This window comes from Streptomyces sp. TRM68416, assembly GCF_014596915.1.
GTDB lineage: Bacteria > Actinomycetota > Actinomycetes > Streptomycetales > Streptomycetaceae > Streptomyces.
Genome location: NZ_JACVWU010000008.1, coordinates 270,872 through 297,689 on the forward strand (window position 1 = coordinate 270,872; position 26,818 = coordinate 297,689).

The window sequence follows — 26,818 nt, forward strand, 5'->3', positions numbered from 1 at the left end:
GAGGGGCGGGGGACTCGGGCCCGCCGGGTGTGGTACGGGGAGAAGCAGTCACTCATGGCATCACGGCGGGACGAACTCAACGCCTACACGTTCGCGAAGCGGCGCACACTGGCGGCCTTTCTCCAGCCGACTCCGTCGGGTTCGGAGGAAGGTGCCCCCAAGCCACTGAGGGCCGTCGTGCCCAGCCTGATCGTCGGCGCGCTGACGCTGGCGGTCTTCGGGGCCTGGGGCATGTTCCAGCCCACGGCCCCGAAGGACTGGGACGATCCCGGTACTCGTGTGATCGTGGGCAAGCAGTCCACGACTCGCTACGTCGTCCTCAAGACGGGCAAGGACACCCGCCTCCACCCCGTACTGAACCTCGCCTCCGCCCGGCTCCTCATGAAGGACGCCGACTACCAGGTCGTCCAGGTCGGCGACGACATCCTCGACTCGGGCAAGCTGCCCCGCGGGCCGATCCTCGGCATCCCCTACGCCCCGGACCGCTTGCCGTCGGCCGAGGAGGCGGGGAAGCCCAAGCGCTGGGCCGTGTGCGAGCAGCCCGGCGGCAAGGGGGACACCGTCCAGGAGGCGACCTTCGTATTCGCCGAACGAGATATGAAGCGGACCGACGGCTCCGGCCGTCTCTCCGGCGGCGATGTTCTGTATGTCAAGACCCGTACCGGCGACCGCTACCTGGTCGACGGACGGGGAACGTCGTACGCCATCACCGGCGACGAGTCCGACGCCCTGACGAACGCACTCGTGGGCTCCCGCAAGCCGCAGCTCGTCACCAAGGAATGGCTCGCGACACTCCACCGGGGGACCCCTGTCAGCTTCCCCGAACTGCCGCCCACCGTGGGCTCCCCCGCCGGCGTGCAGGGCAACCTGTCGTCGGAGGAGAACAAGGTCGGCACGGTACTCAAGACCGAGACGGGCGAGGGGACCAAGTACTACGTGGTGATGCCGGGCAAGGTGGAACCGATCACGGAGTTCACGGCCTGGCTCGTGATCAACTCACCACAGACGGCCGTGCTGAACATGAACGGCGAGGCCCGCACCGTAGGCCTCCAGGACTTCACCGCCGCCACCGAGCCTTTCGGTGGCCAGCCCGCGAACTGGCCCCAGCAGCAGGCCCGTCAGGTCAACTCCGCCTCCGCCACGTCCGGACGCAACACTGTCTGCAGTGTGCTGCGCGACGTGGACGACGGCCGCACGACCACGCTCAGCACGTGGGCGGGCGCCCGCTTCCCCGCTGAGATCACGGCCGACGGCACCGGCACCTACGTGACGCCGGGAACCGGCCTGCTCTATACGCAGCTTCAGGGCACCGAGACCGACGCGGGATCGCTCTTCCTCGTCACGGACACCGGACTGCGGTACGCCGTCCAGGCCAACGGTGACAGCGACAGCAAGCCGTCGGACATCGGTGCCGGCGGTGAGCGGAAGACGCCCGACGGCAGCCCGAAGCTCAGCGAGGCACAGGTCAAACTGGGCTACGAGAACGTCAGACCGGCAAGGGTCCCCCTGGTGTGGTCGGAGTTCCTGGCGAAGGGCCCGCGGCTGGACACCAACAGCGCCCGGCAACCCCAGGGTTCGTGACGGTGACGGGGCTCAGGCACATGGACAGGAGCGACGTGCGGGTGTCGCAGACGACGAAGACAACTCTGCTGGCCGCCGCCGTGCTTCTGACGACGCTCGGCGCCGCACCGGGGCGGCCGGTCTCACCCGTACAACTGGACGGCAGCGGCCAGTGCACTTTCCCGGCGGACCCGATCAAGGGCCGCCCCTGGGCGCTGCAACGGGTTCTGCTCGACCAGCTCTGGCAGGGCACGAGCAAGGGCAAGGGCGTACGGGTGGCGGTCATCGACACGGGCGTCGACGACACGAACCCCCAGCTGAGGAAGGCTGTCGACAAGGCGGCGGGCCGCGATTTCCTCGCGGAGAGCGGGGACGGCGACCCCACCAACGACGAGGTGGGACACGGCACCAAGGTGGCAGGCATCATCGCCGCACGCCCAGACGACGACACGGGCTTCGTAGGCCTCGCCCCGAACGCGACCATCATCCCCATACGGCAGAACGACGCGGAGAACAGCGGCGATTCGGACTCGATGGCCGAGGCGATCACCTACGCGGTGTCCCAGGGCGCCGACGTGATCAACGTTTCTCAGGACACGACGAAGCCCCTGTCCGCCACCTCCGCACTGGCAGAGGCGGTACGTGCGGCGATCGCGAGCGGGGTCGTGATCGTGGCCTCCGCGGGTAACGACGGCCTGGACGGCAAGGTCAAGAACACCTACCCGGCAGCCTTTGAGGGCGTCCTCGCCGTGGCCTCTTCCGACCGCAACAACGAACGCGCCTCCTTCTCCCAGGCCGGCACCTTCGTGGGCGTGGCGGCTCCCGGCGTCGACGTCGTCTCCACGGTCCCCGGCGGCGGTCACTGCACCGACAACGGTACGAGCTTCTCGGCCCCGTTCGTGGCGGGCGTGGCCGCGCTGCTCAAGGAGAAGCACCCGGACTGGACGACCGCCCAGATCGTCACGCAGATCGAGCAGACCGCGGAGCGCGCGGTCAACGGCCACGACAACTTCGTCGGCTGGGGAGTGATCGACCCCGTCCGTGCCGTCCAGGAGTCCGACGGCCTCGCCAACCCCGCTTCCTCCCCGACCCCGGACCCGGGTCTGACGAAAGCGCCGGCCCCGGACGTGGCCGCCTTCTCACTGGCGGAGACATCCGAGGAGCGCGACGAGCGCTACGCCACCTACGCGCTGGGCATCTCCGTGGCCGTGGTCGCGGTGATCGCGGGAGCGGCGGTCGTCACGCGGGATCTGAGACGCCGCCGCGGCAACTGACGGAAGGGAGTGCGGGAGGGCCGTACCCCCTCCCGCACTCACTCCTCGGAGACGCCCCCGTTGCGCGGAGTCGGCTCCAGGTCGAACTCCCCGTCCCGCGCGCCCAGCACGAAGGCACGCCATTCGGCTTCCGTGTACCGCAGTACGGTGTCCGGATCGAGCGACGACCGCATTGCCACCGCGCCCTCTGGGAGGTAGGCGATCTCGACCCGCTCCTCGTGTTCCTCGGTCCCCGGCGCGCACTGCCATTCGACCCCGGAGATATCGAGGGCGTACAGCTCGTCCCGCTCGCGCTCCTTGCGTGCTTTGCGTTCCTGCTCTGATTCCGTGCCGGGTGTGTCAGCCATGGCGAGCGGTCCTTTCATGACGTACGAACGATCTCTCGGCCACACTATCGGCCCGTGAACTGCCCATGCGCTTCTTTGCAGTTGGAAGCGAAACGTCAAGCGACTAATGTGTTCGGAGGTATCACAGGAGTGGAGTGATACGGCACGGGGGCGGTGCGACGCTGCGACCGCGCGTTGCGCGGCAGCCGTGGCGAATCTTGCCCGCCAGGCCTGCCGGGAGGGCCATCCCCGGCGACCCGTCGCGGTGGCGAGGGCCACCGTCGATCCAGGAGGAGGGCAGGAACCCATGAGCGTCAAATTCAGCGACGCGGAACTCGTCGATCTCGCCGACAAGATCCGTGACTTCCACACACAGGTGAGCGACCGCGTGACCTCGCTCAACAAGGTGGTGGACATGATCCAGGCAGGCTGGCAGGGCACGGCGGGCAAGGAGTTCGACTCCGTACAGCGAGGCGTGAACCAGCACCTGAAGAAGCTTCAGGACAACCTTGTCGACCTCGAAAGCGTGATGCGCATGAGCGCCGGGGGCTTCGTCTCCCAGGAGCAGGAGCGTGTCGCGGAGATCCGCCAGGTGGACAACTCGTACCAGGTCAAGAGCCGCATCGTCGACCTTGCCTGACCCACAGCGTCCACGCCACCGAGGAGGAACTTGACAATGAGCGCCAGCGCCGACCGCACAGCCGTAAATTACGACACCGTCACCCAGGCCGCTTACGACGTCCGCAAGACGGCCGGCGACCTCTCCCAAGGCCTTGAGGCGCTGATGCGCCGGGTCGGGGCCGTCGCCGAGACCTGGGAGGGCGAGGCCAAGGTTGCCTACGGCGAGATTCAGCGCAGCAGCGGTGAGGAGATGGACCAGATGTGCCAGAAACTGGCCCGCATCGCCAAGCTCCTGGACGACTCGGTCGTCGGCTACTCGGACACGGACCACGGGAACGCGGCCCGGTTCCGGATGCTGATGGGCGGCTGAGGCTGTACTGACCGGCGGGGGAGACGGTGAGGTGCTGCCTTCCCCGCCGCGCGTCGGGCTCGTAGTGGTTACTCGTCTCCCTGCGAAGAACGAGTTGGTCTCGAGGGTTCCCGCAGTGCGGTATTCCTAGCGTTCAGACGTCGCTTTGGGCATGCCGGCGGCGAGGTTGGGGTCCGCGCAGCCCAACTCGGTCGAGACCTTCTGCGCCGCAGCGTTAAGGAGAAGGATATTGTCGGCGGTAAGCCTTTGGGCTGAAACGTCGACCTTGCTTTCACGCTCCAGGTCGCCGTGGATGATGATTTCCTTGGATGGATTCTTCATGCGGCACTTGAAGTAGATGGTGCTCGTGTATTCGGATGAATAGGCGGACTCTCCGGTCTGATAGAAGATGAAATGCTTTTCGTCTTCTGCGTCGGACTTGTTCACCGCCAGAGCTTCCCGGAAGCTGATGGTGAGAACCTGACTTTCGTCTTCCGCGGACTGAAGCCTGCAATAGGGTGAGCCCGAGAGCTCGCCATGCTCGAGCTTGCCGTCTGCCTCCCGGAGCAATCGCAGAGTCTCGTCAGGCTCCGAACGGCTCTCAAGGAAATCATCCGTCCCGGTTACTTCTCGCAGTGCCGCAGCGGCCTCCGGAGCCTTGGCGAAGGAGTTGCACACTGATCTACTGGAGGTCTCGGGTTCGTCCTTGCCCGCAGAATCATTAGTGCAGGCGCTGACGATGGCTGTGACTACGACCACCAGAGCCGCAATTTTAGGGAAGGGCTTCACTCTAGTCTTCCGCTTCGTAAGGGTCGGGCAGGGGATCTTCTGTGGCGTGAATACGAGAGTTCTTCACGGACGCCGTGAGTTCTTCAAGGACATAATTCCTGTTGCTGTCGCTCCACCCGGGAGCGTAGGCGTAGGATTCCGCCGGAATCAGCGCGTTGTCCTTGCCCATGAGCAGTGCTTCGTCGCGCAGGTCATCGGATTTCTCCTTGAGTAGGTCGGTGCCCTTCTTGGCGTACTTCTCGGAGAGGTCGTCAATGCCGGTTCCCAGATAGGTTTCCACTGCACCGCCGACGTACTCCACGGCCAGCGGGGCCAATACGGCAGCCGGCGCGAACCCCCCAGTAATGGCGGCAACACCACCACCAATAGCAACCCCCGCACCGAACTTGATCCACTCGGTCGTTTGGGCGACCTTTTTATTGTATTCCTCGGAGTCCTTCTCGAAATCCTTGTCGATTTGCCCCATGCGCGAGTAGTCGAGAATTCCGTGTGCCTCGCTGCCGATACGTAGGGCGGTCTTGGCGTCTGTGAGGTCGACCGGATCGATCTTTCCGGTGGTCGGCTCCGGGCCGGCAGCGTCCAGGACGCTCGCGGTGTAGAGACTCTGGGCTGCAGAGAGTTGGCCGTGCCCCTCTTCGCTCTGGGCAACGATACTCATGAAGTCGACGGTGTCTCCGCGAGTGAAGAGTAGTGCCGTGTCGTACTCCTCGCCGAATCGGGACCTGCCGTCCTTGTTGGCTCCGAACGGAGAGTTTTCGACTTCGTGCTCGGCGGTAGCGCTCTCTTGCTCCAGGGATCGATTGAATTCATCGATGTACGCGGTGCCGATCTTGCTAAGACTGTCGGCGATTCCTTGCTCATGCATATGCTTGGGGTCGCTCCCGTAAAAGGAGACAACCTTCTGCATTACCTTGGCATTTTCCTCGGTTCGGGCGTCTCTCAATCCATCAGGAGCGGCGTCGTAAGCGTGACCTGTGGTTGCTGATTCGAGGGCGTGGCCGAGGCTGTCATAGCCGTACTTATTTCCGAAACCGTCCTCATAGGTGTCCCCGGGCCAGTCGCGCTCTTCCGTGAAGTACTTGAACGCGTCGACCTTCTTGTTGTCGCTTGGGTTGTCCGGGGTCAGGTCGATGCTGCTGTTGAAGAAGCTCGTGGACGCCTTGGCGTTGTGGCCGAGAGCTTCCATGAAACCGGCCATGGGGTCTCGTCCCAGGTCCTTTCCGTCCCAGTTCAGCCTGGGGGAAGGGGCGAGTCCTGAGCTCCATGCCTGACCTGGCTTGATTCGCCCGTCGTGGGTCATCTTGTTTTCCGCTACGACAACGGCGTCACCGTAGGCGTTCAGAAATTTGGTATCGTAGCTTCCGTAACGCATGAGATTACTCATGACCTGGAAACCGTAAGCGGACGATCCGCGGCTTCTGATGACGTCGTCGCCGGACTTGATCACGTCCGATTTCCATTGCTCCATGGCTGGACTGTGGGAGTGCGTGGCGGCGGCGAGAGTCATACTCCAGTTCTTCTGGAGCTCTTTGATTTCCTCGCGGTTGTCAGATGCCAGATGAGAACCATCGCTGGCGTCTCCCATGTCCACCCAATAGCCAAGGTTCCCCTTGGCGCCCACTTCAAGGGCGAAGCGCTCGGCGAAGTACTGGTCGCCCTTGTTGTCCTTGAAGTACTTGTTCAGGCGATCGATCTCGGCTGCCGACGCGTCGTCGCCCTTTGCCGCGATCTTGGCGGCCGCCTTGGCGTCCTGGGCGTCCTGGGCCCTGCCGGCCTGCTTCAGTGAGTCGTAGTCGGTACCGGAGAAGTTGTTCTTGTCCTTACCGACCAAGGTGCGCAGGGCGCGGGAGGCCACTTCGTCGGCGTCGTTGGCCCTGTCCAGGGCTGCCTTGATGTCGGCCCGCACCTTGTCGAAGTCGGCTTCCGTCGGCTCGGGTCCGTCGTAGTCCTTACTCCGACGATCCGGGTGTACCTGGTGGCTGACGGTTCCGTCCGCGTCGATGCGGATTCCCTTGCCGGGGGCATCCTCGACGACTTTAGTGAGGTTCTGCTTGGCTGTCTTGAACTCCGCGAGTGCGTCTCGGAGGATGTTCCGGATGCTCTCCGCCTCCGTGGCGGCGTCGCCGAATTCCTTCGCGGTCTTCTTCACGAAGGGCAGTGTGATGCCCGCGTTCTCGCCGGCCCAGTCGGCCTTCTCCGCCTTCTTGAGCATGCCGTTGCTCGCGCTCTCTTCGAGCGTCTGCAGTTTCTTGACGGTTTCAGTCCAGTCGTCCACGGCATTCTTGAGGCTGCCCAGGCGCGCGTGATAGAGCTGATTGAAGGTAACCATGGTCAAGGCCTCACTTGAAGTGCTTGTTGATCTGCTCGACCGATAGGTTGGTGGCGAGGAGTTCTTCGCGCTTTGCGTGTGTGGTGACTGTGTCTTCGAGGTGGTTGTGGATGTGTGCGCACGCACTGAGCAGAGCCTCTGCCTGAGAACGCCAGAGGTCCCATGCGGTCCACAGGGCCGATCCCGTTTTGAAGCCGTCCGAGTCGAGGGCGTCTGCCGCGGTGCCGGTCTCGGCTCCCGCGTGGAAGGCATCGGTCTCCAGGCTGTGAAAGAGCGACTGCGCGTCGTTTCCGACCGCCTTGAGGTCGGGAGACGTCACCGTGTAGTTGCTGCCACCGGCTCCGCCACCGCCTTCGGCGGGCAGCTGGTTGAGTTGCATGCTGCTCTGCTGGCGGGCCGCCGCCGTGCTGCGTGCCTGGCCCCACATCTCGTCGAACGACACGTCGATCCCTTCGCGCTGTCACTGGTAACTGATCGGTTGCGCCCTTTGGCTGCTCAGCGGTGATGGCCTGGGCCGGGTGCTCCCTCGGGTGGTGTGCCAGTGACGTGCCCCTGCGGCGGGCCGAGGGGCGGGTACTGCTGCTGGGGGGAGTACGGGGAGTAGGTGGGCGGCTGCGGCGCGGCGGGCGGTGCCTGCGCGGAGCGGCGGCGTCCGCGCACCCACGGCACGGCGATCGCCGCGCTGAGCAGTGCTGCGGCGCCGATTCCTGCGGCAATCCAGAGCGCGGTGTTGTCATCCTCGCTGGCGGCGGCCGATGCGGAGCCGTGCTTCTCCTCCCGGCGCGCTTCGCCGGGGCTTGGCGAGCTGTTGTGCTCGGAGGCGCCTGGAGAAGGGGACGGTGGGGCTGCAGCCGCCAGATCGGGGAGCGGGTACTCGTCGGCCGGCCCCGGATCGCCGGGGTTGCTGAGTGCGACTCGCGGGCGTACGACGCCGTAGCCGATGTAGTCCGTGCGCTCGTCGCCGTTCTTGGGCTTTCCTGCCGTATTCAACATGACCCGAAGCACCTGGTTGTTGGTCCAGTCCGGGTGCTTGGCCCAGATGAGGGCGGCAGACGCGGAGGCGATGGCCGTGGCGTCGCTCGTGCCGTTGCTTCGGCAGACCTGGGTTCCTTCATCAGTGCAGGCATGAATCATGTCGGTGCCAGGGGCCGCCAGGTCGACCTGCGGACCCGTCTGAGACATCGGGAGAGCCTTGGCGTCTTGGTCCGCTGCGCCCACACCTACGACGCCTGGGGTGGCCGCCGGATACTCGATCAGGTTGGCCTTATTACCGCTGTTACCGACGGCAGCAAAGATCAACTTACCTTTGTCCAGGGCGTATCTCACCGCTGACGCGAGTTCAGGAGTCCCGACGTTTTGTCTGCCCGGTGCGTTGGAGCTTCCCATGGAGATGTTGATGATCCGAGCCGGGCTGTCGGCCGCATAGCGGATCGCTTGCGTCAGAACACGTGAGTACTCGGCCTTGCTGTCCACTTGGCCGAAGTCCTCAGTGGCATACCGCATCCGCACGGGAAGGATCTTCGCCCCGGGGGCGAGCCCGTACGAGCCGTCGAGTGAACCGCGAGCACCAGTCGCAGCGATGAGCGCGGCTATCCCGGTTCCGTGGCCTTCCAGGTCGGTGTGTTCGTCGCCGGACTGAGAGGAGTAGTCCTTGCCGTCGATGACTTGACCTTTGAGGTCGGCCAGCGAGTCATCGACTCCCGAGTCAATGACCGCCACGGTGATGCCGCTCCCCGTGCTGGTCTCCCACATCTCATCGGCCTGCATGGCATCGAGGTGCCACTGACGTGCCCGGACGGATTCCGCATGGGCGGGCGTGGCAGCAACGCCCACGAGCAGTACGCCGAGAGCGGCTGCCACAACCGGCAGGGGGCGCAGCCTTCGCTCGCTCCTGGTAAGCATGTGCCTTCCTGAATGAGGGTTTGTCCGGGCTCAGCCGATGACCGGCGGAAGATTCCGGCGGTCATCGCGCACCCAGGTCTCTTCGTCCTCGGCGAGGTAATCCGGTCGCTGCCCCTGCCGGTCCTTGCGCCGGCTCGACGTGTGAGCCGATGAGGACGCAGCTCCCGTACGGCCGGCTGCCGCGCCGCGTGATGGATCGGCTGCGTTGGACGACGGACGTACGAGACCTGACCCGCCCGGTGTGAACGGACGCCCGCCGGTGTGGCTCGGCTGAACCGGACGGTTACCGACGACTCCGCCGGCTTCCGATGCGAGTCGACGGTTGGTGGCCGGGTTGGTCACGTGCCCCGGCCCTCCTCCTGCCGGGACTCCAGGCGTCATACCGCGCATCATCGGCGAACGACCCTGTAGGCCCTCTTTGCCGATGACCGTTCCGCCGGGGAGGCTGTTGGCCGATCGGCCGGGTGCGGATGCCACGGGCCGCCCTCCTGTAATACCGGTTTCACGCGGCATCCGAGGCGGGGCGCCTCCAGGAGGTGTCCCTGGCCCGGGCATGTGCGGAAGACGCGAAGACGACGGGGCACGCGCGGGGGAGGGCGGGGGTGTGGCACGGCCGCCATTGCTCATAGCGGGCGGGATCACGCCTGGCTGGCCGGGCGTGGAGAGGTCGCGGTGGGGTCCGCCTGTCGGTGGCGTACTGGAAGGCGCGGTGCCAGGGTTTGACGACTGCGGAAGCACGCCCACGCTGTCGATTTCCATCGCAGCCGACCGGGATGGAGGCACCTGCTGGCTGCCAAGTCCTGGTGTGGCGTGTTGAGCGGCGGCCTGCGCTCCTGGATATGTCGTGTCGCGCGCTGTGAGGTCGTGACGGGCTGCGGCGTAGGCCGCCGCGGACGTTGTGGAAGAGCCGGTGGAACCGAGCGAAACACTCTGGCTGGTCCCCCCACGCCACTCCTTGGATCCGAGATGGTCTGCCGGCGGTGAAAACGTAGGCGGCGTCACGCTGTTCACCTGCTGCACCGAGTACTCGTACGTCTGCGCCAGCTTCCGCATCTGCTGTACGGCCTCGGCCCGTGCAGCCTCGATCCGTGTCTGTGCCGCCGTCGCGTCCGACTGGGCGGTCTGTGCCAGCTTCCGGGCGTCCGGATCGTTGCGGGCACCAGGATCCTGAGCCGCCGCAAGCGTCTTGCGCGCATCGCTGAGGGCGGACTGGGCCTGCGTCGTCTCCGAGGTGTCGGGCATCGCCGCCTTCGCTTCGGTGATGGCCTGCGACACCGTGGCCATCCACCGCGAGGCCACCTCGGAGTACTGGCCGAGTCGAAGGGTGGCGCTCGCGGTCTGCCCGCCCCAGTCGCGGAAGGCATCACCGCCCTCGCCCTGCCACTCCAAGCCCTTGACATGCTTCATGAGGTCGTCGCCGATCTTGGTGATCGTCGAGGCCGCCTTGGAGAGCTTGACGGCGAGGTGGGACGCGCTCTCCGCGCTGGCGGATTCGAGCAGCGCCGCCAACTGCTCGTGCGTCATGGACTCGAAATCCGAGCGGGCCAGTCTCGGTTTGCGCCGCTTCGGCTGCTCACTCATCAGTAGACGTCCCCCTCGTCGGCTCCGGACTCGGCCTTTGACGGAGGAGTCCCGCCCCGCTCCACGTACGGATCCCGCCCCACCACGTAGTACTTCTCGGCCTCCGCGTTCACTTCCTTCATCCGAGCCCGAATGTCCTCGTCCAGATTCTCGTATCCGACCCGAGACGCCTGCACCGCCAGCCCCATCGCTTCGATCTGCGTGCCGAGCGCCTTCGAGAGGTTCTCCAACTCGTCGTGGACGATGGCGTACGAGTCGTAGAGGAACTGTGCTTCCTTGAAGTCGGCGGAGCCCAGATGGGCTCGGGTCAGGCGGTCCGCGCCGACCTTGCCCGGCGCGGCCTCCGACGTGTCGAGCTCTGTCAGCAGCTGGTCGACGCGCTTTTTGAACTCCTTCATGGCGTTGTGCTGGATATCCAACGCCATTGCGGGATTTACATGGGCCAACGTGTCGAAGGCCTTGCCCGTGTCCGGCACCCCGTCTCCCGCACCGCTGCCGCCCCCGCTCGAACCCACCTCAGCAGCCTCCCCGTTCAGCCGAGCTCATTCAACTTCAGTCAAAACCAGACCAGTCACTCTAATGCCGTTGCGGAAGCAAGCCCACCTGGACAAGCGGTGTCCCGCGCTTTCGCGACACGAACACGCCACGCCCCGGTGGCATGGGCCGTGCCCGGACGTTTCCGAGGATGTCGCCCTCGGTCGGATCGCCCGACAGGATGACTCCCTGCGCGCCCAGTTCCTTGACTCGCTGCATGAAGGACTCGTACATGGCACGTGAGGCTCCGGCCGCACTCCGCGCGATGATGAACTTGACGCCCACATCGCGCGCGAAGGGCAGTTGTTCCACCAATTGCGACAGCGGATTGCCCGAGTTGGTGGCGACCAGCTCGTAGTCGTCGATGATGACGAACAGCTGCGGTCCGCTCCACCAGCTGCGGTCGCGCAACTGCTGTGGAGTGATGTCCGGCTTGGGCGCGCGCATCTCCATGAACTGGCGGATGGCGTCCATGTGCACCTGCATGGCCGACGCCATGGGTGCGTACTCCAGGAGATGCTCCTCGGGGACTGCCTCCAGCATCGTTCGCCGGTAGTCGCCTACGACGATCCTCGCCTCGGCCGGCGTGTAGCGCTCGGCGATCTGCTTCGCGATCAGGCGCAGCAGGTTCGTCTTTCCGGACTCGCTCTCACCGAAGACGAGGAGGAACGGGTCCGTGTCGAAGTCGATGTAGACCGGCTCCAGGTCGGCCTCGTCGATGCCGATCGCGATGCCGTACTGGGGGAACTCGAACCCCTTGGGGAGCTGGTCGGCGGGCAGCTTGCGCGGCAGGAGACGTACGGTCGGGGCTGCAGGGCCCTGCCAGTTGCCCTTCACGGCCTGCACGAGCTGGGCCGTGGCATCCGCCAGGTCATCGGCGTTCGAGGCCGAGTCAATGCGCGGGAGCGCCGTCATGAAGTGCAGCTTCTCCGGCACCTGCCCCCGGCCCGGTACCCCGGTCGGCACGTTCGTCGCGACCTTGCGGTCGAACTCGGAGTCCATGGCGTCGCCGAGACGCAGTTCCAGACGGCCGAGAATCTGATCCTTGAGCACGGACCGCACTTCCATGTAGCGGGATGCGGACAGCACGACGTGGATGCCGTAGCCCAGACCCCGACCCGCGATGTCATTCACGACACCTTCGAGGCCTTCGTTGTCATTGCGGAAGTTGCCCCAGCCGTCGATGACCAGGAAGACATCGCCCCACGCCTCGCCGGGCAGTTCTCCCGCCGCGCGGCGCCGACGGTACGTGGTGATGGAGTCGATGCCGTGCGTGCGGAAGAACTGTTCGCGGCGATTGAGAACGCCCGCGACCTCCGCGACCGTACGCCGGACCCGCTCGGGGTCCAATCGCGACGCCACGCCACCCACATGCGGGAGGTCGGCCACGGAAGCAAGGCCTCCGCCACCGAAGTCCAGACAGTAGAACTGCACTTCGTACGGGGTGTGCGTCAACGCGAAGGACGCGACCAACGTGCGCAGGAACGTGGACTTGCCCGACTGCGGGCCACCGACCACCATCATGTGGCCCGCGGCGGCGGAGAAGTCCTGGTACAGGACTTCCCGTTTCTGCTCGAAGGGCTTGTCGACCAGGCCCAGGGGGACCGTCAGGCCACCGAGCCGGGTGTACTCGGAAGCGTGGACACCGCGGTCGGCGGAGACACTCAAGGCCGGCAGCAGTTGGTCCAGCGTCGGTGCCTGGTCCAGCGGCGGAAGCCATACCTGGTGCGCCGGTACGCCCTGTCCCTCCAGCCGCTGCACAATGACGTCCAGCACGGTGTCGGCCAACGCGTCGTCGTCCGGCCGTTGCGCGGGGACCCGCACCTGTCCGGGATCCGGCGCCGCGTAGACCACGGGGACCGGCGTTGCCGTGAACAGTGCGGGCCGACGCTCGATGGACATCCTGCTCTGGGCGACCTCGGGGGTGCCCGCGCGGTAAGTCCCGGACACGTACGCCGCCTTGAAGCGGACCATTTCGTCCGTGCCGAACTTCAGGTACCCGGAACCAGGCACGGACGGCAGGTGGTACGCGTCGGGCACACCCAGTGCCGCCCGCGATTCAGCGGCTGAGAACGTCCGCAGACCGATCCGGTACGACAGATACGTGTCCAGTCCCCGGAGCCGGCCCTCCTCCAGGCGCTGCGAGGCGAGCAGCAGGTGGACGCCCAGAGAACGGCCGATGCGGCCGATCTGGATGAACATGTCGATGAAATCCGGCTTTGCCGTGAGGAGTTCGCTGAACTCGTCGATCACGAGGACGAGGGACGCCAGGGGCTCCAGGGGCGCACCGGCGGCGCGCGCCTTCTCGTAGTCGTGGATGTTGGCGTAGTTGCCGGCCGAGCGCAGCAGCTCCTGACGGCGTTGCAGCTCGCCGCGGATCGCGTCGCCCATGCGGTCGACGAGGGTCAGGTCGTCGGCGAGGTTGGTGATCACTGCTGCGACGTGCGGCATTTGCGACATGCCGGCGAAGGTGGCGCCGCCCTTGAAGTCGGCGAGGACGAAGTTCAGCGTCTCCGAGGAGTGGGTGACCGCCAGTCCCAGCACAAGCGTGCGCAGCAGCTCGGACTTTCCGGAACCGGTCGCGCCCACGCACAGACCGTGCGGGCCCATGCCGTCCTGGGCGGCCTCCTTCAGATCCAGCATCACGGGCTGGCCGTCCTCGCCGACACCGATCGGTACGCGCAGCCGCTCCGGGGTCGAACGAGGCCTCCACGAGCGTGTGACATCCACCGACGCGGCGTCTCCCAGGCCCAGCAAGTCGGTGAAGTCCAGGTTGGCGAGCAGCGGTTCGTCGTCGTCCCCGCCGTTGCCCATGCGCAGCGGCGCGAGCTGCCGGGCGAGCGCCTCGGCGGCCGGCAGGGACAGCCCGTCGGCGACGCCCTCGTAGGCGATGCCCCCGCCCGAGTCCAGCCAGAGCCGCTCCGGCCGTACGACGACGGAGAGGTCCCCGCGCGGCTGGTCCAGATCGCCGGAGACGACCTCGATGATCGTCACTCCCTGCAGGCCCTCCGCGGCCGCGAAGGCGGAGGTCGGCGGCACCATGCCGCCGTCGAGCACCACCAGGACGTGGGGCTGGTCCAGCAGCGGCTGACCGTCGCGGCTGAAACGAGGGCGTGCCTCCAGACGGGGCGCCAGCAGCTGTTCCAGCTCGCCCAGGTCGTCTCCGAAGAGGCGCCGTGTGCCGGAGCCGTCGTATTGGCCCGGCACCTGGCAGTGCGGAAGCCACTTCGTCCAGTCCCAGCGGTGCACGGCACCCGGTGCGGTCACCACGGCCAGCACCAGATCGTCGGGGGAGTGCAGCGTGGTGGCCTGGGCGACCAGCGCCCGGGCCACCGCCCGGGCGCTCTCCGGATCGCCGGAGACCGTCACGTGGTAGAAGGCACGCAGCGACACCGCCACCGGCAGATCTTCCAACTGGCCGTGCACGGCCAGGAAGCGCTGCATGGCGCCCGCGCACAGTGGCTCCAGCTCGTCCACGGGAGCGGTGTGGGGCGCGATCAGCGGAGTGGCCAGCTGCTGCGGGCCGAGGCCGATGCGCACCTGCCCGAAGTCGCCGTCCGCGATGCGCCTTTCCCAGACCCGAGTGCCTTCGGCGACCACGGCCCACAACTGCTCCGGGGCGGGGTGCAGATACAACTGCGCGTCGCGCTGGCGCAGGGCCGTCCTGCGGACCGTACGGCGGGTCTGGGCGAGGTACCGGAGATAGTCACGGCGTACATCGGCCATTTGCCCCTGTGTACCGCGGCGGTACCGGATGATTTGCGCCACCACCATGGCGGCCGTCGAGACCAGCATCACCACGCCCATGATCCGCATGAACGGATGGGCGTTCGGGGACGCGAAATAGAACACCACCGACGAGCCCATGCCGAGCGTCGGCAGGATCTGCATCAGCATGCCTTCCTGCTGCCCGCGCGGCAGTTCGGGTGGAGCCTCCAATTGCAGCTCTTCCGAGGGCACTTCGGGCGGCAGGGTACGCGGCGGGCGCTTCATGACGATCTGGCTCACCGGAGCTTCAATCCCCCTATGCGGACGATCGGTTGTGCACCGGCACCCCCGTGGTGACGGTCGACCTCGACTGTGCGGCGATCCTACTTGTCACTGCTGACAGCGCTTGTCGGTAGGGTGGCGCTCCGCAGCGTGCGCATCCGCGAATCAGGGGGTCAGTGAAGGTGAGTACGACTACGGCGAGCGGGTTCTGCCGAGTCACTGTCGTGGCACCCGACAGCCGTATCGACGTAGCGCTTCCGGTGGACATCCCGGTCGCCGACGTCTACCCGGAGATCCTGCGCCTCACGGGCCAGACCCAGGCGGTCGGCACTCCGACGGGTTATCACCTGGTGCGTCGTGACGGCCGTGTCCTCGACGGTGCGCGCACACTCGCGGGCGAGCAGGTTCTCGACGGCGAGGTGCTCAGCCTGCGGCCGTTCGCGGAGTCGCTGCCGCCCGCGGTCTACGACGACGTGTCGGACGCGGTCGCCTCGGCCGTCGTCCGCGACCGGCACCTGTGGACCGACGACCTGCTGCGCATCGCGGGGCTGGCCGGAGGCGCGCTGCTGCTGTTGCTGATCGGCTTCGTCCTGTGGTTCTCCGAACCCGTGCGCCACGACATGAACGGTCTGCCCGGCATCATCGCGGGCGGTCTCGGCCTGCTGCTGACTGCCTTCGCGGGTGTACGCGCGCGTGTGTACGCCGACCGTGCCGCGGCCGCCGCCCTGGGGCTCGGTGCGCTGCCCCTCCTGCTGATCGCGGGCACCGGGATCATCGGGCCGGACGCGGGACAGGGACCCGGCAAACTGCAGTTCATGCTGGGGTGCGTGGCCGTACTGATCGCCTCGGTCACCCTGGTCGCCCTCGCCCCCAGCTCGGACGCGCCCTTCGTAGCCGCCACCCTCCTGGCGGCGGCCGGCACGATCGCCACCTTCGTCGCCATCGTCACCGGCGCCTCCGCAACCGCCACGGCAGCGGTCTGCGCACCCTGCGCCATCGGCCTGGTCGCCTTCCTGCCCGGCCTGTCGGCGCGCTTCGCCCAGCTGCCCATCGGGTACGCGTCCCCGCGCTCGGCCACCCACGACGACTTCGACCCGGACCCCTCCCGTGTGCCGGAGACCGAACCCCTCGACGCCGAACGCATCGCCGCCCAGGCCAGGCGCGGTCACGAGATGCTGCTGGGGCTGGTGGGCGGTACGGCCGCTGTCGTCGTCGGCGCCGCGGCCGTTCTCGGTTTCTCGGACAACGTCTGGGGTCGGCTCCTCGCCCTCGCCGCAGGCCTGTCCATGCTCGTCCGCGCCCGCCTGTTCCGCTACACCACCCAGGTGGTCTGCGCCCTGGTCGCGGGCATCGCCGCGATCGGGCTCCTGCTGCTCGGACTCGCGCTGAACCCGCCGGCCGAAGCCGTGACCGAGTTCGTGCTCCACGGAGACAGTGGAGCCCTCGACCTGCGGACGATCTGGCTGACAGCGGCGGTGACGGCCGGCGCCGCACTGATCATCGGCATCGCCCTCGTCGTCCCCCGCAAGGGACTGTCGCCCTTCTGGGGCCGCCTCCTCGACCTCGCCGAGGGAGCCGTCCTGCTCACCCTCGTTCCGCTGTGCCTCGCGGCGCTGGGCGTCCTCACCACAGTGCGCTCCCTCGTCGGCTAGAGGCCGGGACACCGGCACTCCGGTGCACTGGTACCCTGAGTGACGGCCGTTTGTGTACGCACCCCCGGAGCCCCGCTCTGGAGGCCGCGCTCAGCGGATCCCCGCCTCCCGAGTAACGGAAGCTCCCCCGAGACACAGACCGGGGGCACTCGGTGGCCACCACACAGACTACGAGGAGTACGCGTGCCGCTCGACGCCGCTACGAAGAAGCAGATCATCAGCGAGTTCGGCCAGAAGGAGGGCGACACCGGCTCCCCCGAGGTCCAGGTCGCCATGCTCTCGCGCCGGATCTCGGACCTGACCGAGCACCTCAAGACCCACAAGCACGACCACCACTCCCGCCGTGGTCTGCTGATCCTGGTCGGCCAGCGTCGCCGTCTGCTGCAGTACCTGGCCAAGAAGGACATCCAGCGCTTCCGTACGCTGGTTGACCGCCTGGGTATCCGTCGCGGTGCGGCGGGCGCCAAGTAAGACGCCGTGAAGGGAGCGGTTCCCATCGACAGGGGGCCGCTCCCTTTGCTGTACGTGCGAAGTGTCACAGACGCTTTGTAGTGTGGTAGCACAACGCAATACGTACGACACAGCGTGATAGTGCCTGCCCCTCCGGGTATGGCGACATCACGACTACGAACGAGGAGAAGCGCACCTCGCCGCCGCCGGTCCTCGGTAGTGGCCCCCGGGGGGAAGCGAGCCCCGGGTGCTTCGATCGAAGACCGGCCCGCACCAGACGGCGCGCTTCTCCGCAACCGTCCCCCTGCCACACGGGCAGACAAGGGACGAAGACGAGGAGAAAACGCTAGTGGAGAACGAGACCCACTACGCCGAGGCCGTCATCGACAACGGCGCCTTCGGCACCCGCACCATCCGTTTCGAGACGGGCCGGCTGGCCAAGCAGGCCGCCGGTTCCGCCGTGGCGTACCTGGACGACGACACCATGGTGCTGTCGGCCACCACCGCCTCCAAGAACCCCAAGGACCAGCTCGACTTCTTCCCCCTGACGGTGGACGTCGAGGAGCGGATGTACGCCGCCGGCAAGATCCCCGGCAGCTTCTTCCGCCGTGAGGGCCGTCCCTCCGAGGACGCCATCCTCACCTGCCGTCTGATCGACCGCCCGCTGCGCCCGTCCTTCAAGAAGGGCCTGCGCAACGAGATCCAGGTCGTCGCCACGATCATGGCGCTCAACCCCGACCACCTGTACGACGTCGTGGCGATCAACGCCGCCTCCGCGTCCACGCAGCTGGCCGGCCTGCCCTTCTCCGGCCCGATCGGCGGCGTCCGCGTCGCGCTGATCAACGGCCAGTGGGTGGCCTTCCCGACGCACTCCGAGCTCGAGGACGCCGTCTTCGACATGGTCGTCGCGGGCCGCACGCTGGAGGACGGCGACGTCGCGATCATGATGGTCGAGGCCGAGGCCACCGAGAAGACCATCCAGCTGGTCAAGGGCGGCGCCGAGGCGCCGACCGAGGAGGTCGTCGCCGCCGGTCTTGAGGCCGCGAAGCCCTTCATCAAGGTCCTGTGCAAGGCGCAGTCGGACCTCGCCTCGAAGGCCGCCAAGCCGACCGGCGAGTTCCCGATCTTCCTCGACTACCAGGACGACGTCCTGGAGGCGCTCACCGCCGCCGTCAAGCCGGAGCTCGCCTCCGCGCTGACCATCGCCGGCAAGCAGGAGCGCGAGGCCGAGCTGGACCGCGTCAAGGCGCTCGCCGCCGAGAAGCTCCTGCCGGAGTTCGAGGGCCGCGAGAAGGAGATCTCCGCCGCGTACCGCTCGCTGACCAAGACCCTGGTCCGTGAGCGCGTCATCAAGGAGAAGAAGCGCATCGACGGCCGCGGTGTCACCGACATCCGCACCCTGGCCGCCGAGGTCGAGGCCATCCCGCGCGTGCACGGTTCCGCGGTGTTCGAGCGTGGCGAGACCCAGATCCTGGGCGTCACCACCCTCAACATGCTCCGCATGGAGCAGCAGCTGGACACCCTCTCCCCGGTGACCCGCAAGCGCTACATGCACAACTACAACTTCCCGCCGTACTCCACCGGCGAGACCGGCCGCGTCGGCTCCCCGAAGCGCCGCGAGATCGGCCACGGCGCCCTCGCCGAGCGCGCTCTCGTGCCGGTCCTGCCGACGCGCGAGGAGTTCCCCTACGCGATCCGCCAGGTCTCCGAGGCGCTGAGCTCCAACGGCTCGACGTCCATGGGCTCGGTCTGCGCCTCCACCATGTCGCTGCTGAACGCCGGTGTGCCGCTGAAGGCCCCCGTCGCCGGTATCGCCATGGGCCTGATCTCCCAGGAGATCGAGGGCGAGACGCACTACGTCACCCTCACCGACATCCTCGGTGCGGAGGACGCCTTCGGCGACATGGACTTCAAGGTCGCCGGCACCAAGGAGTTCGTGACCGCCCTCCAGCTCGACACCAAGCTGGACGGCATCCCGGCCTCCGTCCTGGCCGCGGCCCTCAAGCAGGCCCGTGACGCCCGCCTCCACATCCTCGACGTGATGATGGAAGCGATCGACACGCCGGACGAGATGTCCCCGAACGCCCCGCGGATCATCACCGTGAAGATCCCCGTGGACAAGATCGGTGAGGTCATCGGCCCCAAGGGCAAGATGATCAACCAGATCCAGGAGGACACGGGCGCCGAGATCACGATCGAGGACGACGGCACCATCTACATCGGTGCCTCCGACGGCCCGGCCGCCGAGGCCGCCCGCACCACGATCAACTCGATCGCCAACCCGACCATGCCGGAGGTCGGCGAGCGCTACCTGGGCACGGTCGTGAAGACGACCACCTTCGGCGCGTTCGTCTCGCTGCTCCCGGGCAAGGACGGTCTGCTGCACATCTCGCAGATCCGCAAGCTGGCCGGCGGCAAGCGCGTGGAGAACGTCGAGGACGTGCTCGGCGTGGGCGCCAAGGTCCAGGTCGAGATCGCCGAGATCGACTCCCGCGGCAAGCTCTCCCTGATCCCCGTGATCGAGGGCGAGGAAGCCGACGCCGACAAGAAGGACGACGCCGACAAGTGACGTCCCGTAGCTCCAAGGCGACGGCCCGCACCTCTTCGGAGGCGCGGGCCGTCGCCCGTACCCAAACCCTCATCAAGGGCGAGAACGGCATCGGCACGGTCCGCAAGACCACCCTCCCGGGCGGTCTGCGCATCGTCACCGAGACCCTGCCCTCGGTCCGCTCCGCCACCTTCGGCATCTGGGCGCACGTCGGCTCCCGCGACGAGACCCCGGCCCTGAACGGCGCCACGCACTACCTGGAGCACCTGCTCTTCAAGGGCACGCGACGGCGCTCGGCCCTGGACATCTCCTCCGCCCTCGACGCCGTCGGCGGCGAGATGAACGCGTTCACGGCGAAGGAGTACACCTGCTACTACGCGCGTGTACTCGACACCGACCTGCCGCTCGCCATCGACGTCGTCTGCGACATGCTGACCGGCTCGCTCATCCTCGAAGAGGACGTCAACGTCGAGCGCGGCGCGATCCTCGAAGAGATCGCCATGACCGAGGACGACCCGGGCGACTGCGTGCACGACCTGTTCGCGCACACGATGTTCGGCGACAACCCCCTCGGCCGCCCGGTCCTCGGCACGGTCGACACGGTCAACGCCCTCACCGCCGACCGCATCCGCCGCTTCTACAAGAAGCACTACGACCCCACCCACCTGGTCGTGGCGGCCGCGGGCAACATCGACCACAACAAGGTCGTACGACAGGTCCGCGCGGCCTTCGAGAAGGCGGGCGCCCTCAAGAACCCGGACGCCGCGCCCATCGCCCCACGCGGCGGCAAGCGCGCCCTGCGCACCGCCGGCCGCGTCGAGCTGATCGGCCGCAAGACCGAGCAGGCGCACGTCGTCCTCGGCATGCCCGGCCTCGCCCGCACGGACGAGCGCCGCTGGGCCCTGGGCGTGCTGAACACGGCCCTCGGCGGCGGCATGTCCTCCCGCCTGTTCCAGGAGGTCCGCGAGAAGCGCGGCCTGGCCTACAGCGTCTACTCGTACACCTCGGGCTTCGCCGACTGCGGCCTCTTCGGCGTCTACGCCGGCTGCCGGCCCTCCCAGGTGCACGACGTGCTGAAGATCTGCCGCGACGAACTCGACCACGTCGCCGAGCACGGCCTGTCCGACGACGAGATCGGCCGCGCCATCGGCCAGCTCCGGGGCTCCACGGTCCTGGGCCTCGAGGACACCGGCGCGCTGATGAACCGTATCGGCAAGAGCGAGCTGTGCTGGGGCGAGCAGATGTCCGTCGACGACATGCTGGCCCGGATAGCCTCGGTCACCCCGGACGAGGTCCGCTCGGTGGCCCGGGACATCCTGGGACAGCGGCCCTCGCTGTCGGTCATCGGCCCGCTGAAGGACAAGCAGGCCTCCCGGCTGCACGAGGCCGTGGCCTGACCCCTGTCGGTCTTCGGCAAGCGTCTTTTCGGCAAGCGTCTTTAAGGAAGCAAGAGATGAGCAAGCTGCGCGTGGCGGTCCTCGGTGCCAAGGGCCGGATCGGCTCCGAGGCGGTACGGGCGGTCGAGGCCGCCGAGGACATGGAGCTGGTGGCCGCCCTCGGCCGCGGCGACAAGCTGGAGACGCTGGCGGAGACCGGCGCCCAGGTGGCCGTCGAACTCACCACCCCCGCCTCGGTGATGGACAACCTCGACTACTGCGTACGGCACGGCATCCACGCCGTCGTCGGTACGACGGGCTGGACCGACGAGCGTCTCGCGCAGCTGAAGGGCTGGCTGGCCGAGTCCCCGCAGACGGGCGTCCTCATCGCGCCCAACTTCTCCATCGGGGCCGTCCTGACCATGAAGTTCGCGCAGATCGCCGCGCCCTACTTCGAGTCGGTCGAGGTCGTCGAGCTGCACCACCCGAAGAAGGTGGACGCCCCGAGCGGTACGGCCACCCGCACCGCCCAGCTCATCGCCGAGGCCCGGCGCGCGGCCGGCACGGCCCCGGCCCCGGACGCCACGGAGACGGCCCTGGAGGGGGCGCGCGGCGCGAACGTCGACGGGATCCCGGTCCACGCCGTCCGCCTGCGCGGTCTGCTGGCCCACCAGGAGGTCCTGCTGGGCGGCGAGGGCGAGACCCTCACCGTCCGCCACGACTCCCTGCACCACAGCAGCTTCATGCCGGGCATCCTGCTGGGCGCCCGCCGCGTGGTCACCACCCCGGGCCTCACCTTCGGCCTGGAAAACTTCCTGGACCTCGGCTGATGCGCGCCAGGCTGTCCTACGCCATAACGGCTGCCGTCCTGGTCGTCTACTTCGTCCTGGTCGGCAGCCGGGGCGTCATGCTCATCAAGGCCGGCACGCTGCTCACCGTCACCTTCGGGGTGGCGGTGCTGATCCTGCCGGTGATCGGCGTGTGGTTCCTGTGGAAGAACACCCAGTTCGTCCGCCGGGCCAATCAGCTCGCCGCCGAACTCGACGCCGAGGGCGGCCTGCCCGTCGACGAGCTGAAGCGCACCCCGAGCGGCCGGATCGACCGCGACTCGGCCGACGAGGTCTTCGCCAAGCGCAAGGCCGAGACGGAGGCGGCTCCCGAGGACTGGCGCAGCTGGTTCCGGCTGGCCGTCGCCTATCACGACGCCCGCGACACCCCGCGCGCAAGGAAGGCGATGCAGCGGGCGATCGCGCTGCGCTTCGACAGCGCCGCCTAGGAAAGCGCAAGGTCACACGCAGGGCCGGCGACTCACACGGACGGCCGCATACGGCAGGGGCCCGGTCCGAACACTCGGACCGGGCCCCTGCCGTATGTCCCGGCTCGTGCGTCTCAGTCCCTCGGTCAGCCCCGGCCGTGCTCCGCGGCCCACGCCTCGATCGTGTCGGCGGCCCGGTCGAACGCCTCCGTCCGCGCCAGGAAGTCCGCGCCGTGCGTGGTGAGCAGCGGCGGCGCGTCATCCGCGGACCGGTCGACCCGTACGAGGGCCACGGCCTGTCCCTGCACCGTGCGCGGCAGCCCGAGCCAGCGCACCGGCTGCTGCACCGTGCGTACCGCAACGACCCGATCCCACGGCGTCGTACGCGTGCGGAAGAACCCCGCGTGGCGCAGTCCCTGCGGGCTCACCCACACGCCCATGCGCAGCAATCTCAGCGCGACCGCGATGACGAGCAGGGCGACGCCGAAGAAGGCCCCGGCCGCGGACACCGTGCCGGTCAGCGCGATGATCACGGCCGCGAACAGCACGTAGGACGCGAGCAGCAGCAACAGCGCCGCCGCGCCGACGCGCCATGGCCCGGGACGGTAGGGGCGCCGCCAGCGGTCACGGTCGTCGAAGGGCAACGCGACATCGTCGGCTGCCTCGAACGCGCGGTCGGCCGTCAGGAAGGGCAGGGGCACGGCGGATCCTCACTCAGTCCATGCTGGGGCTGTGCCCGGTGAGGCTATCGACCCGTGTCCGCGCTCACCACCCTTGGGGGTCCGGATGGGGCGAGTCCCGGCCTCAGCGCCCGTCGGTCGCCTCGGACTGCTGTGTCTGCTGGGGCGACTGGTCCAGGGAGAGCGCCGGCATCCCGAGGACGAGGGAACCCACCAGGGCGGCGACGATGGTGAGGCCCAGGAGCCAGCGCCCCGCTATCTGCCCGGCGGACAGCTTCTCCCGCGGCGGGGGAGCGACATTGCTGCGGAACCTGTCTGCCTCGGCGACGAAGGCGAACGGGACGGGCTCACGCCGACGGACCATGGGGGAGGCACTCCTCTCTCAGCTCGAATACTTCACTGTTGTTGGTACAGACGCGCGAGTGCCACAAAAGGTGCCCTGATGCCCCGAATTCGCTGAACTTGCCGCACCTCTGTTTCCCTCCGTCCCCGCGGGCGGGCACAGATGTACGGGTCAGCCTCACGAAGTGTCCGTATTGCGGCATTTAGAGAAGTTCATCTAGCCTGATCAAACGGACCCGGCACTGCTTGAACCCCCGAGCAGGCAGTGCCGGGCTCCACCTTTGTCCTGACTTTTCCCGCACCCCGAGGGCAGACCCTGCCTTGAGCAACGAGTAGCGTGTAACCCATGGCTCCGACCTCCACTCCGCAGACCCCCTTCGGGCGGGTCCTCACCGCCATGGTCACGCCTTTCACGGCGGACGGCGCACTCGACCTCGACGGCGCGCAGCGGCTCGCCACGCACCTGGTGGACGCAGGCAACGACGGCCTGATCATCAACGGCACCACCGGTGAGTCGCCCACCACCAGCGATGCGGAGAAATCGGACCTCGTACGAGCCGTACTGGAGGCGGTCGGCGACCGGGCCCACGTCGTCGCCGGCGTCGGCACCAACGACACCCACCACAGCATCGAACTCGCCCGCGAGGCCGAGCGGATCGGCGCCCACGGCCTCCTGGTCGTCACGCCGTACTACAACAAGCCCCCGCAGGAAGGTCTCTACCGTCACTTCACGGCCGTAGCCGACACGACCGCCCTGCCGGTCATGCTCTACGACATCCCCGGCCGCAGCGGCGTCCCGATCAGCACGGAGACACTCGTCCGCCTCGCCGAGCACCCCCGGATCGTCGCCAACAAGGACGCCAAGGGCGACCTCGGCCGCGCCGGCTGGGCCATCGCCCGCTCCGGCCTCGCCTGGTACTCCGGCGACGACATGCTGAACCTGCCCCTGCTCTCCGTGGGTGCGGTCGGCTTCGTCTCCGTCGTCGGCCATGTCGTCACCCCCGAACTGCGCGCCCTGGTCGAGGCGTACACCAGTGGTGACGTCCAGAAGGCAACCGAGATCCACCAGAAGCTGCTCCCGGTCTACACGGGCATGTTCCGCACCCAGGGCGTCATGACCACGAAGGCCGCACTCACCCTCCAGGGCCTGCCCGCAGGACCGCTGCGCGCCCCCATGATCGAGTGCTCGCGCGAAGAGATCGAGCAGCTCAAGATCGATCTTGCCGCCGGCGGGGTACAGCTCTAGCAACAGACTTCGCGCGCTCCGCCGCGCACAGACTTCACAACTGAATACGCAGGCCACCGGTGCCTGCACCACAACGACAACTGCTTATGCACGAACGTCACGCGCGCCACGTGCCCACCGGTACGTGGCGCGCGCGTTTGAGGAGAGTCTTTTGAGTCATCCGCATCCTGAACTCGGCTCGCCCCCGCCGCTCCCCGAAGGCGGCCTGCGAGTCACCCCGCTCGGCGGCCTCGGCGAGATCGGCCGGAACATGACGGTCTTCGAGTACGGCGGCCGCCTGCTGATCGTCGACTGCGGAGTGCTCTTCCCCGAGGAGGAGCAGCCCGGAATCGACCTGATCCTGCCGGACTTCTCGTCCATCCGGGACCGCCTCGACGACATCGAGGGCATCGTCCTCACCCATGGTCACGAGGACCACATCGGTGGTGTCCCCTTCCTCCTGCGCGAGAAGCCGGACATCCCGCTGATCGGCTCCAAGCTGACCCTCGCGCTCATCGAGGCCAAGCTCCAGGAGCACCGCATCCGCCCGTACACCCTTGAGGTGGCGGAGGGGCACCGCGAGCGCATCGGCCCCTTCGACTGCGAGTTCGTCGCCGTCAACCACTCCATCCCCGACGCCCTGGCCGTCGCCATCCGCACCCCCGCGGGCATGGTGGTGCACACGGGCGACTTCAAGATGGACCAGCTCCCGCTGGACAATCGGCTCACCGACCTCCACGCGTTCGCCCGCCTGAGCGAGGAGGGCATCGACCTCCTGCTCAGCGACTCCACGAACGCCGAGGTCCCCGGCTTCACCCCGCACGAGCGCGACATCTCCAACGTCCTGCGCCAGGTCTTCGCCGGCGCCCGCAAGCGGATCATCGTGGCGAGCTTCGCCAGCCACGTCCACCGCATCCAGCAGATCCTGGACGCGGCACACGAGTACGGCCGCCGGGTCGCCTTCGTCGGCCGCTCGATGGTCCGCAACATGGGCATCGCACGCGACCTGGGCTACCTGAAGGTCCCCCCGGGCCTGGTCGTCGACGTGAAGACGCTGGACGACCTCCCGGACAGCGAGGTCGTGCTCGTCTGTACGGGCTCGCAGGGCGAACCGATGGCGGCGCTCTCGCGCATGGCCAACCGCGACCACCAGATCCGCATCGTCCAGGGCGACACCGTGATCCTGGCGTCGTCGCTGATCCCCGGCAACGAGAACGCGGTCTACCGCGTGATCAACGGCCTGACCCGCTGGGGCGCCAACGTCGTCCACAAGGGCAACGCCAAGGTCCACGTCTCGGGTCACGCCTCGGCCGGCGAGCTGCTGTACTTCTACAACATCTGCCGCCCGAAGAACCTCATGCCGGTCCACGGCGAATGGCGCCACCTGCGCGCCAACGCCGAGCTGGGCGCCATGACCGGCGTCCCGCACGACCGCATCGTCATCGCCGAGGACGGCGTGGCCGTCGACCTCATCGAGGGCAAGGCCAAGATCTCCGGCAAGGTCCAGGCGGGTTACGTGTACGTCGACGGCCTCTCGGTCGGCGATGTCGGCGAGCCGGCGCTGAAGGACCGCAAGATCCTCGGGGACGAGGGCATCATCTCGGTCTTCGTGGTCGTGGACGCGTCCACCGGCAAGATCACGGGCGGCCCGCACATCCAGGCCCGCGGCTCCGGCATTGAGGACTCGGCCTTCGGGGACGTCATCCCGAGGATCACCGAGGTACTGGAGCGGTCGGCCCAGGACGGAGTGGTGGAGCCCCACCAGCTCCAGCAGCTGGTCCGCCGCACCCTCGGCAAGTGGGTCTCCGACACCTATCGCCGCAGGCCGATGATCCTCCCTGTGGTGGTGGAGGTCTGACGGACCGTCGGCCTCCGTACGCGTGAACCTGGAGCGGGGCGCCTCGATTTGCATCGGGGCGCCCCGCTCCAGTACGTTTACGGCTCCGCCTGAACGGGAACCCGGTCGCTTCGTGCGCCGGAACCAGTCCCCGAAGGGGGCGGGAAATCCGGCTCAGAACTTCTGATAAAGTCGGAG

General features: G+C 67.6%; 22 protein-coding genes. 12 read left to right on the forward strand and 10 right to left on the reverse strand.

Annotation, left to right across the window (positions count from 1 at the left end; genetic code table 11):
* Positions 1 to 54 precede the first annotated feature (54 nt).
* Positions 55 to 1,581, forward strand: a complete 1,527-nt coding sequence (eccB, locus tag ICC28_RS15865) for a type VII secretion protein EccB (RefSeq protein ID WP_188289201.1) — start codon at positions 55 to 57, stop codon at positions 1,579 to 1,581.
* A gap of 20 nt (positions 1,582 to 1,601) precedes the next feature.
* On the forward strand, positions 1,602 to 2,834 hold the full coding sequence (gene mycP / locus ICC28_RS15870) for a type VII secretion-associated serine protease mycosin (RefSeq protein ID WP_188289202.1): 1,233 nt from the start codon (positions 1,602 to 1,604) through the stop codon (positions 2,832 to 2,834).
* A gap of 38 nt (positions 2,835 to 2,872) precedes the next feature.
* Here mycP (ICC28_RS15870) and ICC28_RS15875 read toward each other — a convergent pair whose 3' ends face one another.
* Positions 2,873 to 3,181 carry a DUF397 domain-containing protein gene (locus tag ICC28_RS15875; protein WP_188289203.1) on the reverse strand — a complete coding sequence of 103 codons (309 nt, stop codon included), beginning with the start codon at positions 3,179 to 3,181 and terminating at the stop codon, positions 2,873 to 2,875.
* A gap of 286 nt (positions 3,182 to 3,467) precedes the next feature.
* On the opposite strand from ICC28_RS15875, the gene ICC28_RS15880 reads away from it, so the two are divergent.
* Together ICC28_RS15880 and ICC28_RS15885 are read left to right on the forward strand one after the other, a co-directional pair.
* On the forward strand, positions 3,468 to 3,800 hold the full coding sequence (locus ICC28_RS15880; protein WP_188289204.1) for a WXG100 family type VII secretion target: 333 nt from the start codon (positions 3,468 to 3,470) through the stop codon (positions 3,798 to 3,800).
* A 36-nt stretch (positions 3,801 to 3,836) separates the two neighbouring features.
* A complete protein-coding gene (locus tag ICC28_RS15885) occupies positions 3,837 to 4,151 on the forward strand; it encodes a WXG100 family type VII secretion target (RefSeq protein WP_188289205.1) in 315 nt (104 codons plus the stop codon).
* Between the two features lie 126 nt (positions 4,152 to 4,277).
* Here ICC28_RS15885 and ICC28_RS15890 read toward each other — a convergent pair whose 3' ends face one another.
* The 7 genes from ICC28_RS15890 to eccCa all read right to left on the reverse strand — a co-directional run bounded on the left by ICC28_RS15890 (position 4,278) and on the right by eccCa (position 15,273).
* Positions 4,278 to 4,919: a hypothetical protein gene (locus ICC28_RS15890; RefSeq protein ID WP_188289206.1), complete on the reverse strand. Its 642-nt coding sequence runs from the start codon at positions 4,917 to 4,919 to the stop codon at positions 4,278 to 4,280.
* A gap of 1 nt (position 4,920) precedes the next feature.
* Complete coding sequence (locus ICC28_RS15895; RefSeq protein WP_188289207.1) at positions 4,921 to 7,248, reverse strand: hypothetical protein; 2,328 nt, start codon at positions 7,246 to 7,248, stop codon at positions 4,921 to 4,923.
* A gap of 10 nt (positions 7,249 to 7,258) precedes the next feature.
* A complete protein-coding gene (locus tag ICC28_RS15900) occupies positions 7,259 to 7,690 on the reverse strand; it encodes a hypothetical protein (protein ID WP_188289208.1) in 432 nt (143 codons plus the stop codon).
* 53 nt (positions 7,691 to 7,743) lie between these two features.
* Positions 7,744 to 9,150, reverse strand: a complete 1,407-nt coding sequence (mycP, locus tag ICC28_RS15905) for a type VII secretion-associated serine protease mycosin (protein ID WP_188289209.1) — start codon at positions 9,148 to 9,150, stop codon at positions 7,744 to 7,746.
* Positions 9,151 to 9,180: 30 nt separating this feature from the next.
* The gene (locus ICC28_RS15910; RefSeq protein WP_188289210.1) at positions 9,181 to 10,731 is read right to left on the reverse strand and encodes a DUF4398 domain-containing protein; all 1,551 of its coding nucleotides are present in this window, start codon (positions 10,729 to 10,731) and stop codon (positions 9,181 to 9,183) included.
* On the reverse strand, positions 10,731 to 11,207 hold the full coding sequence (locus ICC28_RS15915; RefSeq protein WP_411158595.1) for a hypothetical protein: 477 nt from the start codon (positions 11,205 to 11,207) through the stop codon (positions 10,731 to 10,733). Before ICC28_RS15915 ends, ICC28_RS15910 begins: the two co-directional genes overlap by 1 nt.
* A 100-nt stretch (positions 11,208 to 11,307) precedes the next feature.
* Positions 11,308 to 15,273 (reverse strand): type VII secretion protein EccCa, encoded by a 3,966-nt coding sequence (gene eccCa / locus ICC28_RS15920; RefSeq protein WP_188289212.1) that lies wholly within the window; start codon positions 15,271 to 15,273, stop codon positions 11,308 to 11,310.
* A 164-nt stretch (positions 15,274 to 15,437) separates the two neighbouring features.
* Here eccCa and eccD point away from each other — a divergent pair, with 164 nt between their 5' ends.
* The 6 genes from eccD to ICC28_RS15950 all read left to right on the forward strand — a co-directional run bounded on the left by eccD (position 15,438) and on the right by ICC28_RS15950 (position 22,557).
* Positions 15,438 to 16,907: a type VII secretion integral membrane protein EccD gene (eccD, locus tag ICC28_RS15925; protein WP_188289213.1), complete on the forward strand. Its 1,470-nt coding sequence runs from the start codon at positions 15,438 to 15,440 to the stop codon at positions 16,905 to 16,907.
* A gap of 183 nt (positions 16,908 to 17,090) precedes the next feature.
* The gene (gene rpsO / locus ICC28_RS15930; RefSeq protein ID WP_030046008.1) at positions 17,091 to 17,378 is read left to right on the forward strand and encodes a 30S ribosomal protein S15; all 288 of its coding nucleotides are present in this window, start codon (positions 17,091 to 17,093) and stop codon (positions 17,376 to 17,378) included.
* Between the two features lie 328 nt (positions 17,379 to 17,706).
* Complete coding sequence (locus ICC28_RS15935) at positions 17,707 to 19,926, forward strand: polyribonucleotide nucleotidyltransferase (RefSeq protein WP_188289214.1); 2,220 nt, start codon at positions 17,707 to 17,709, stop codon at positions 19,924 to 19,926.
* On the forward strand, positions 19,923 to 21,302 hold the full coding sequence (locus tag ICC28_RS15940) for a M16 family metallopeptidase (protein WP_188289215.1): 1,380 nt from the start codon (positions 19,923 to 19,925) through the stop codon (positions 21,300 to 21,302). Before ICC28_RS15935 ends, ICC28_RS15940 begins: the two co-directional genes overlap by 4 nt.
* 56 nt (positions 21,303 to 21,358) lie before the next feature.
* Positions 21,359 to 22,111 (forward strand): 4-hydroxy-tetrahydrodipicolinate reductase, encoded by a 753-nt coding sequence (gene dapB / locus ICC28_RS15945; RefSeq protein WP_188289216.1) that lies wholly within the window; start codon positions 21,359 to 21,361, stop codon positions 22,109 to 22,111.
* Positions 22,111 to 22,557, forward strand: a complete 447-nt coding sequence (locus ICC28_RS15950) for a hypothetical protein (protein ID WP_188289217.1) — start codon at positions 22,111 to 22,113, stop codon at positions 22,555 to 22,557. The genes dapB and ICC28_RS15950 overlap by 1 nt, the downstream gene beginning before the upstream one ends.
* A 125-nt stretch (positions 22,558 to 22,682) precedes the next feature.
* Here the strand turns inward: ICC28_RS15950 and ICC28_RS15955 are convergent, their stop codons facing one another.
* Both ICC28_RS15955 and ICC28_RS15960 read right to left on the reverse strand, forming a co-directional pair.
* The gene (locus tag ICC28_RS15955) at positions 22,683 to 23,237 is read right to left on the reverse strand and encodes a PH domain-containing protein (protein ID WP_188289218.1); all 555 of its coding nucleotides are present in this window, start codon (positions 23,235 to 23,237) and stop codon (positions 22,683 to 22,685) included.
* A 103-nt stretch (positions 23,238 to 23,340) separates the two neighbouring features.
* Complete coding sequence (locus tag ICC28_RS15960) at positions 23,341 to 23,580, reverse strand: hypothetical protein (protein ID WP_188289219.1); 240 nt, start codon at positions 23,578 to 23,580, stop codon at positions 23,341 to 23,343.
* Between the two features lie 324 nt (positions 23,581 to 23,904).
* On the opposite strand from ICC28_RS15960, the gene dapA reads away from it, so the two are divergent.
* Together dapA and ICC28_RS15970 are read left to right on the forward strand one after the other, a co-directional pair.
* Positions 23,905 to 24,804: a 4-hydroxy-tetrahydrodipicolinate synthase gene (gene dapA / locus ICC28_RS15965; RefSeq protein ID WP_188289220.1), complete on the forward strand. Its 900-nt coding sequence runs from the start codon at positions 23,905 to 23,907 to the stop codon at positions 24,802 to 24,804.
* Between the two features lie 151 nt (positions 24,805 to 24,955).
* Positions 24,956 to 26,641 (forward strand): ribonuclease J, encoded by a 1,686-nt coding sequence (locus tag ICC28_RS15970; RefSeq protein ID WP_188289221.1) that lies wholly within the window; start codon positions 24,956 to 24,958, stop codon positions 26,639 to 26,641.
* Positions 26,642 to 26,818 lie beyond the last annotated feature (177 nt).

Coding starts and splice junctions, on each gene's coding strand:
- ICC28_RS15910 (WP_188289210.1), bottom strand. CDS start 10,731: ATGAGTGAGCAGCCGAAGCGGCGCAAACCGAGACTGGCCCGCTCGGAT.
- dapB (WP_188289216.1), top strand. CDS start 21,359: ATGAGCAAGCTGCGCGTGGCGGTCCTCGGTGCCAAGGGCCGGATCGGC.
- ICC28_RS15950 (WP_188289217.1), top strand. CDS start 22,111: ATGCGCGCCAGGCTGTCCTACGCCATAACGGCTGCCGTCCTGGTCGTC.
- ICC28_RS15875 (WP_188289203.1), bottom strand. CDS start 3,181: ATGGCTGACACACCCGGCACGGAATCAGAGCAGGAACGCAAAGCACGC.
- mycP (WP_188289202.1), top strand. CDS start 1,602: ATGGACAGGAGCGACGTGCGGGTGTCGCAGACGACGAAGACAACTCTG.
- mycP (WP_188289209.1), bottom strand. CDS start 9,150: ATGCTTACCAGGAGCGAGCGAAGGCTGCGCCCCCTGCCGGTTGTGGCA.
- ICC28_RS15885 (WP_188289205.1), top strand. CDS start 3,837: ATGAGCGCCAGCGCCGACCGCACAGCCGTAAATTACGACACCGTCACC.
- ICC28_RS15960 (WP_188289219.1), bottom strand. CDS start 23,580: ATGGTCCGTCGGCGTGAGCCCGTCCCGTTCGCCTTCGTCGCCGAGGCA.
- dapA (WP_188289220.1), top strand. CDS start 23,905: ATGGCTCCGACCTCCACTCCGCAGACCCCCTTCGGGCGGGTCCTCACC.
- ICC28_RS15895 (WP_188289207.1), bottom strand. CDS start 7,248: ATGGTTACCTTCAATCAGCTCTATCACGCGCGCCTGGGCAGCCTCAAG.
- eccB (WP_188289201.1), top strand. CDS start 55: ATGGCATCACGGCGGGACGAACTCAACGCCTACACGTTCGCGAAGCGG.
- ICC28_RS15880 (WP_188289204.1), top strand. CDS start 3,468: ATGAGCGTCAAATTCAGCGACGCGGAACTCGTCGATCTCGCCGACAAG.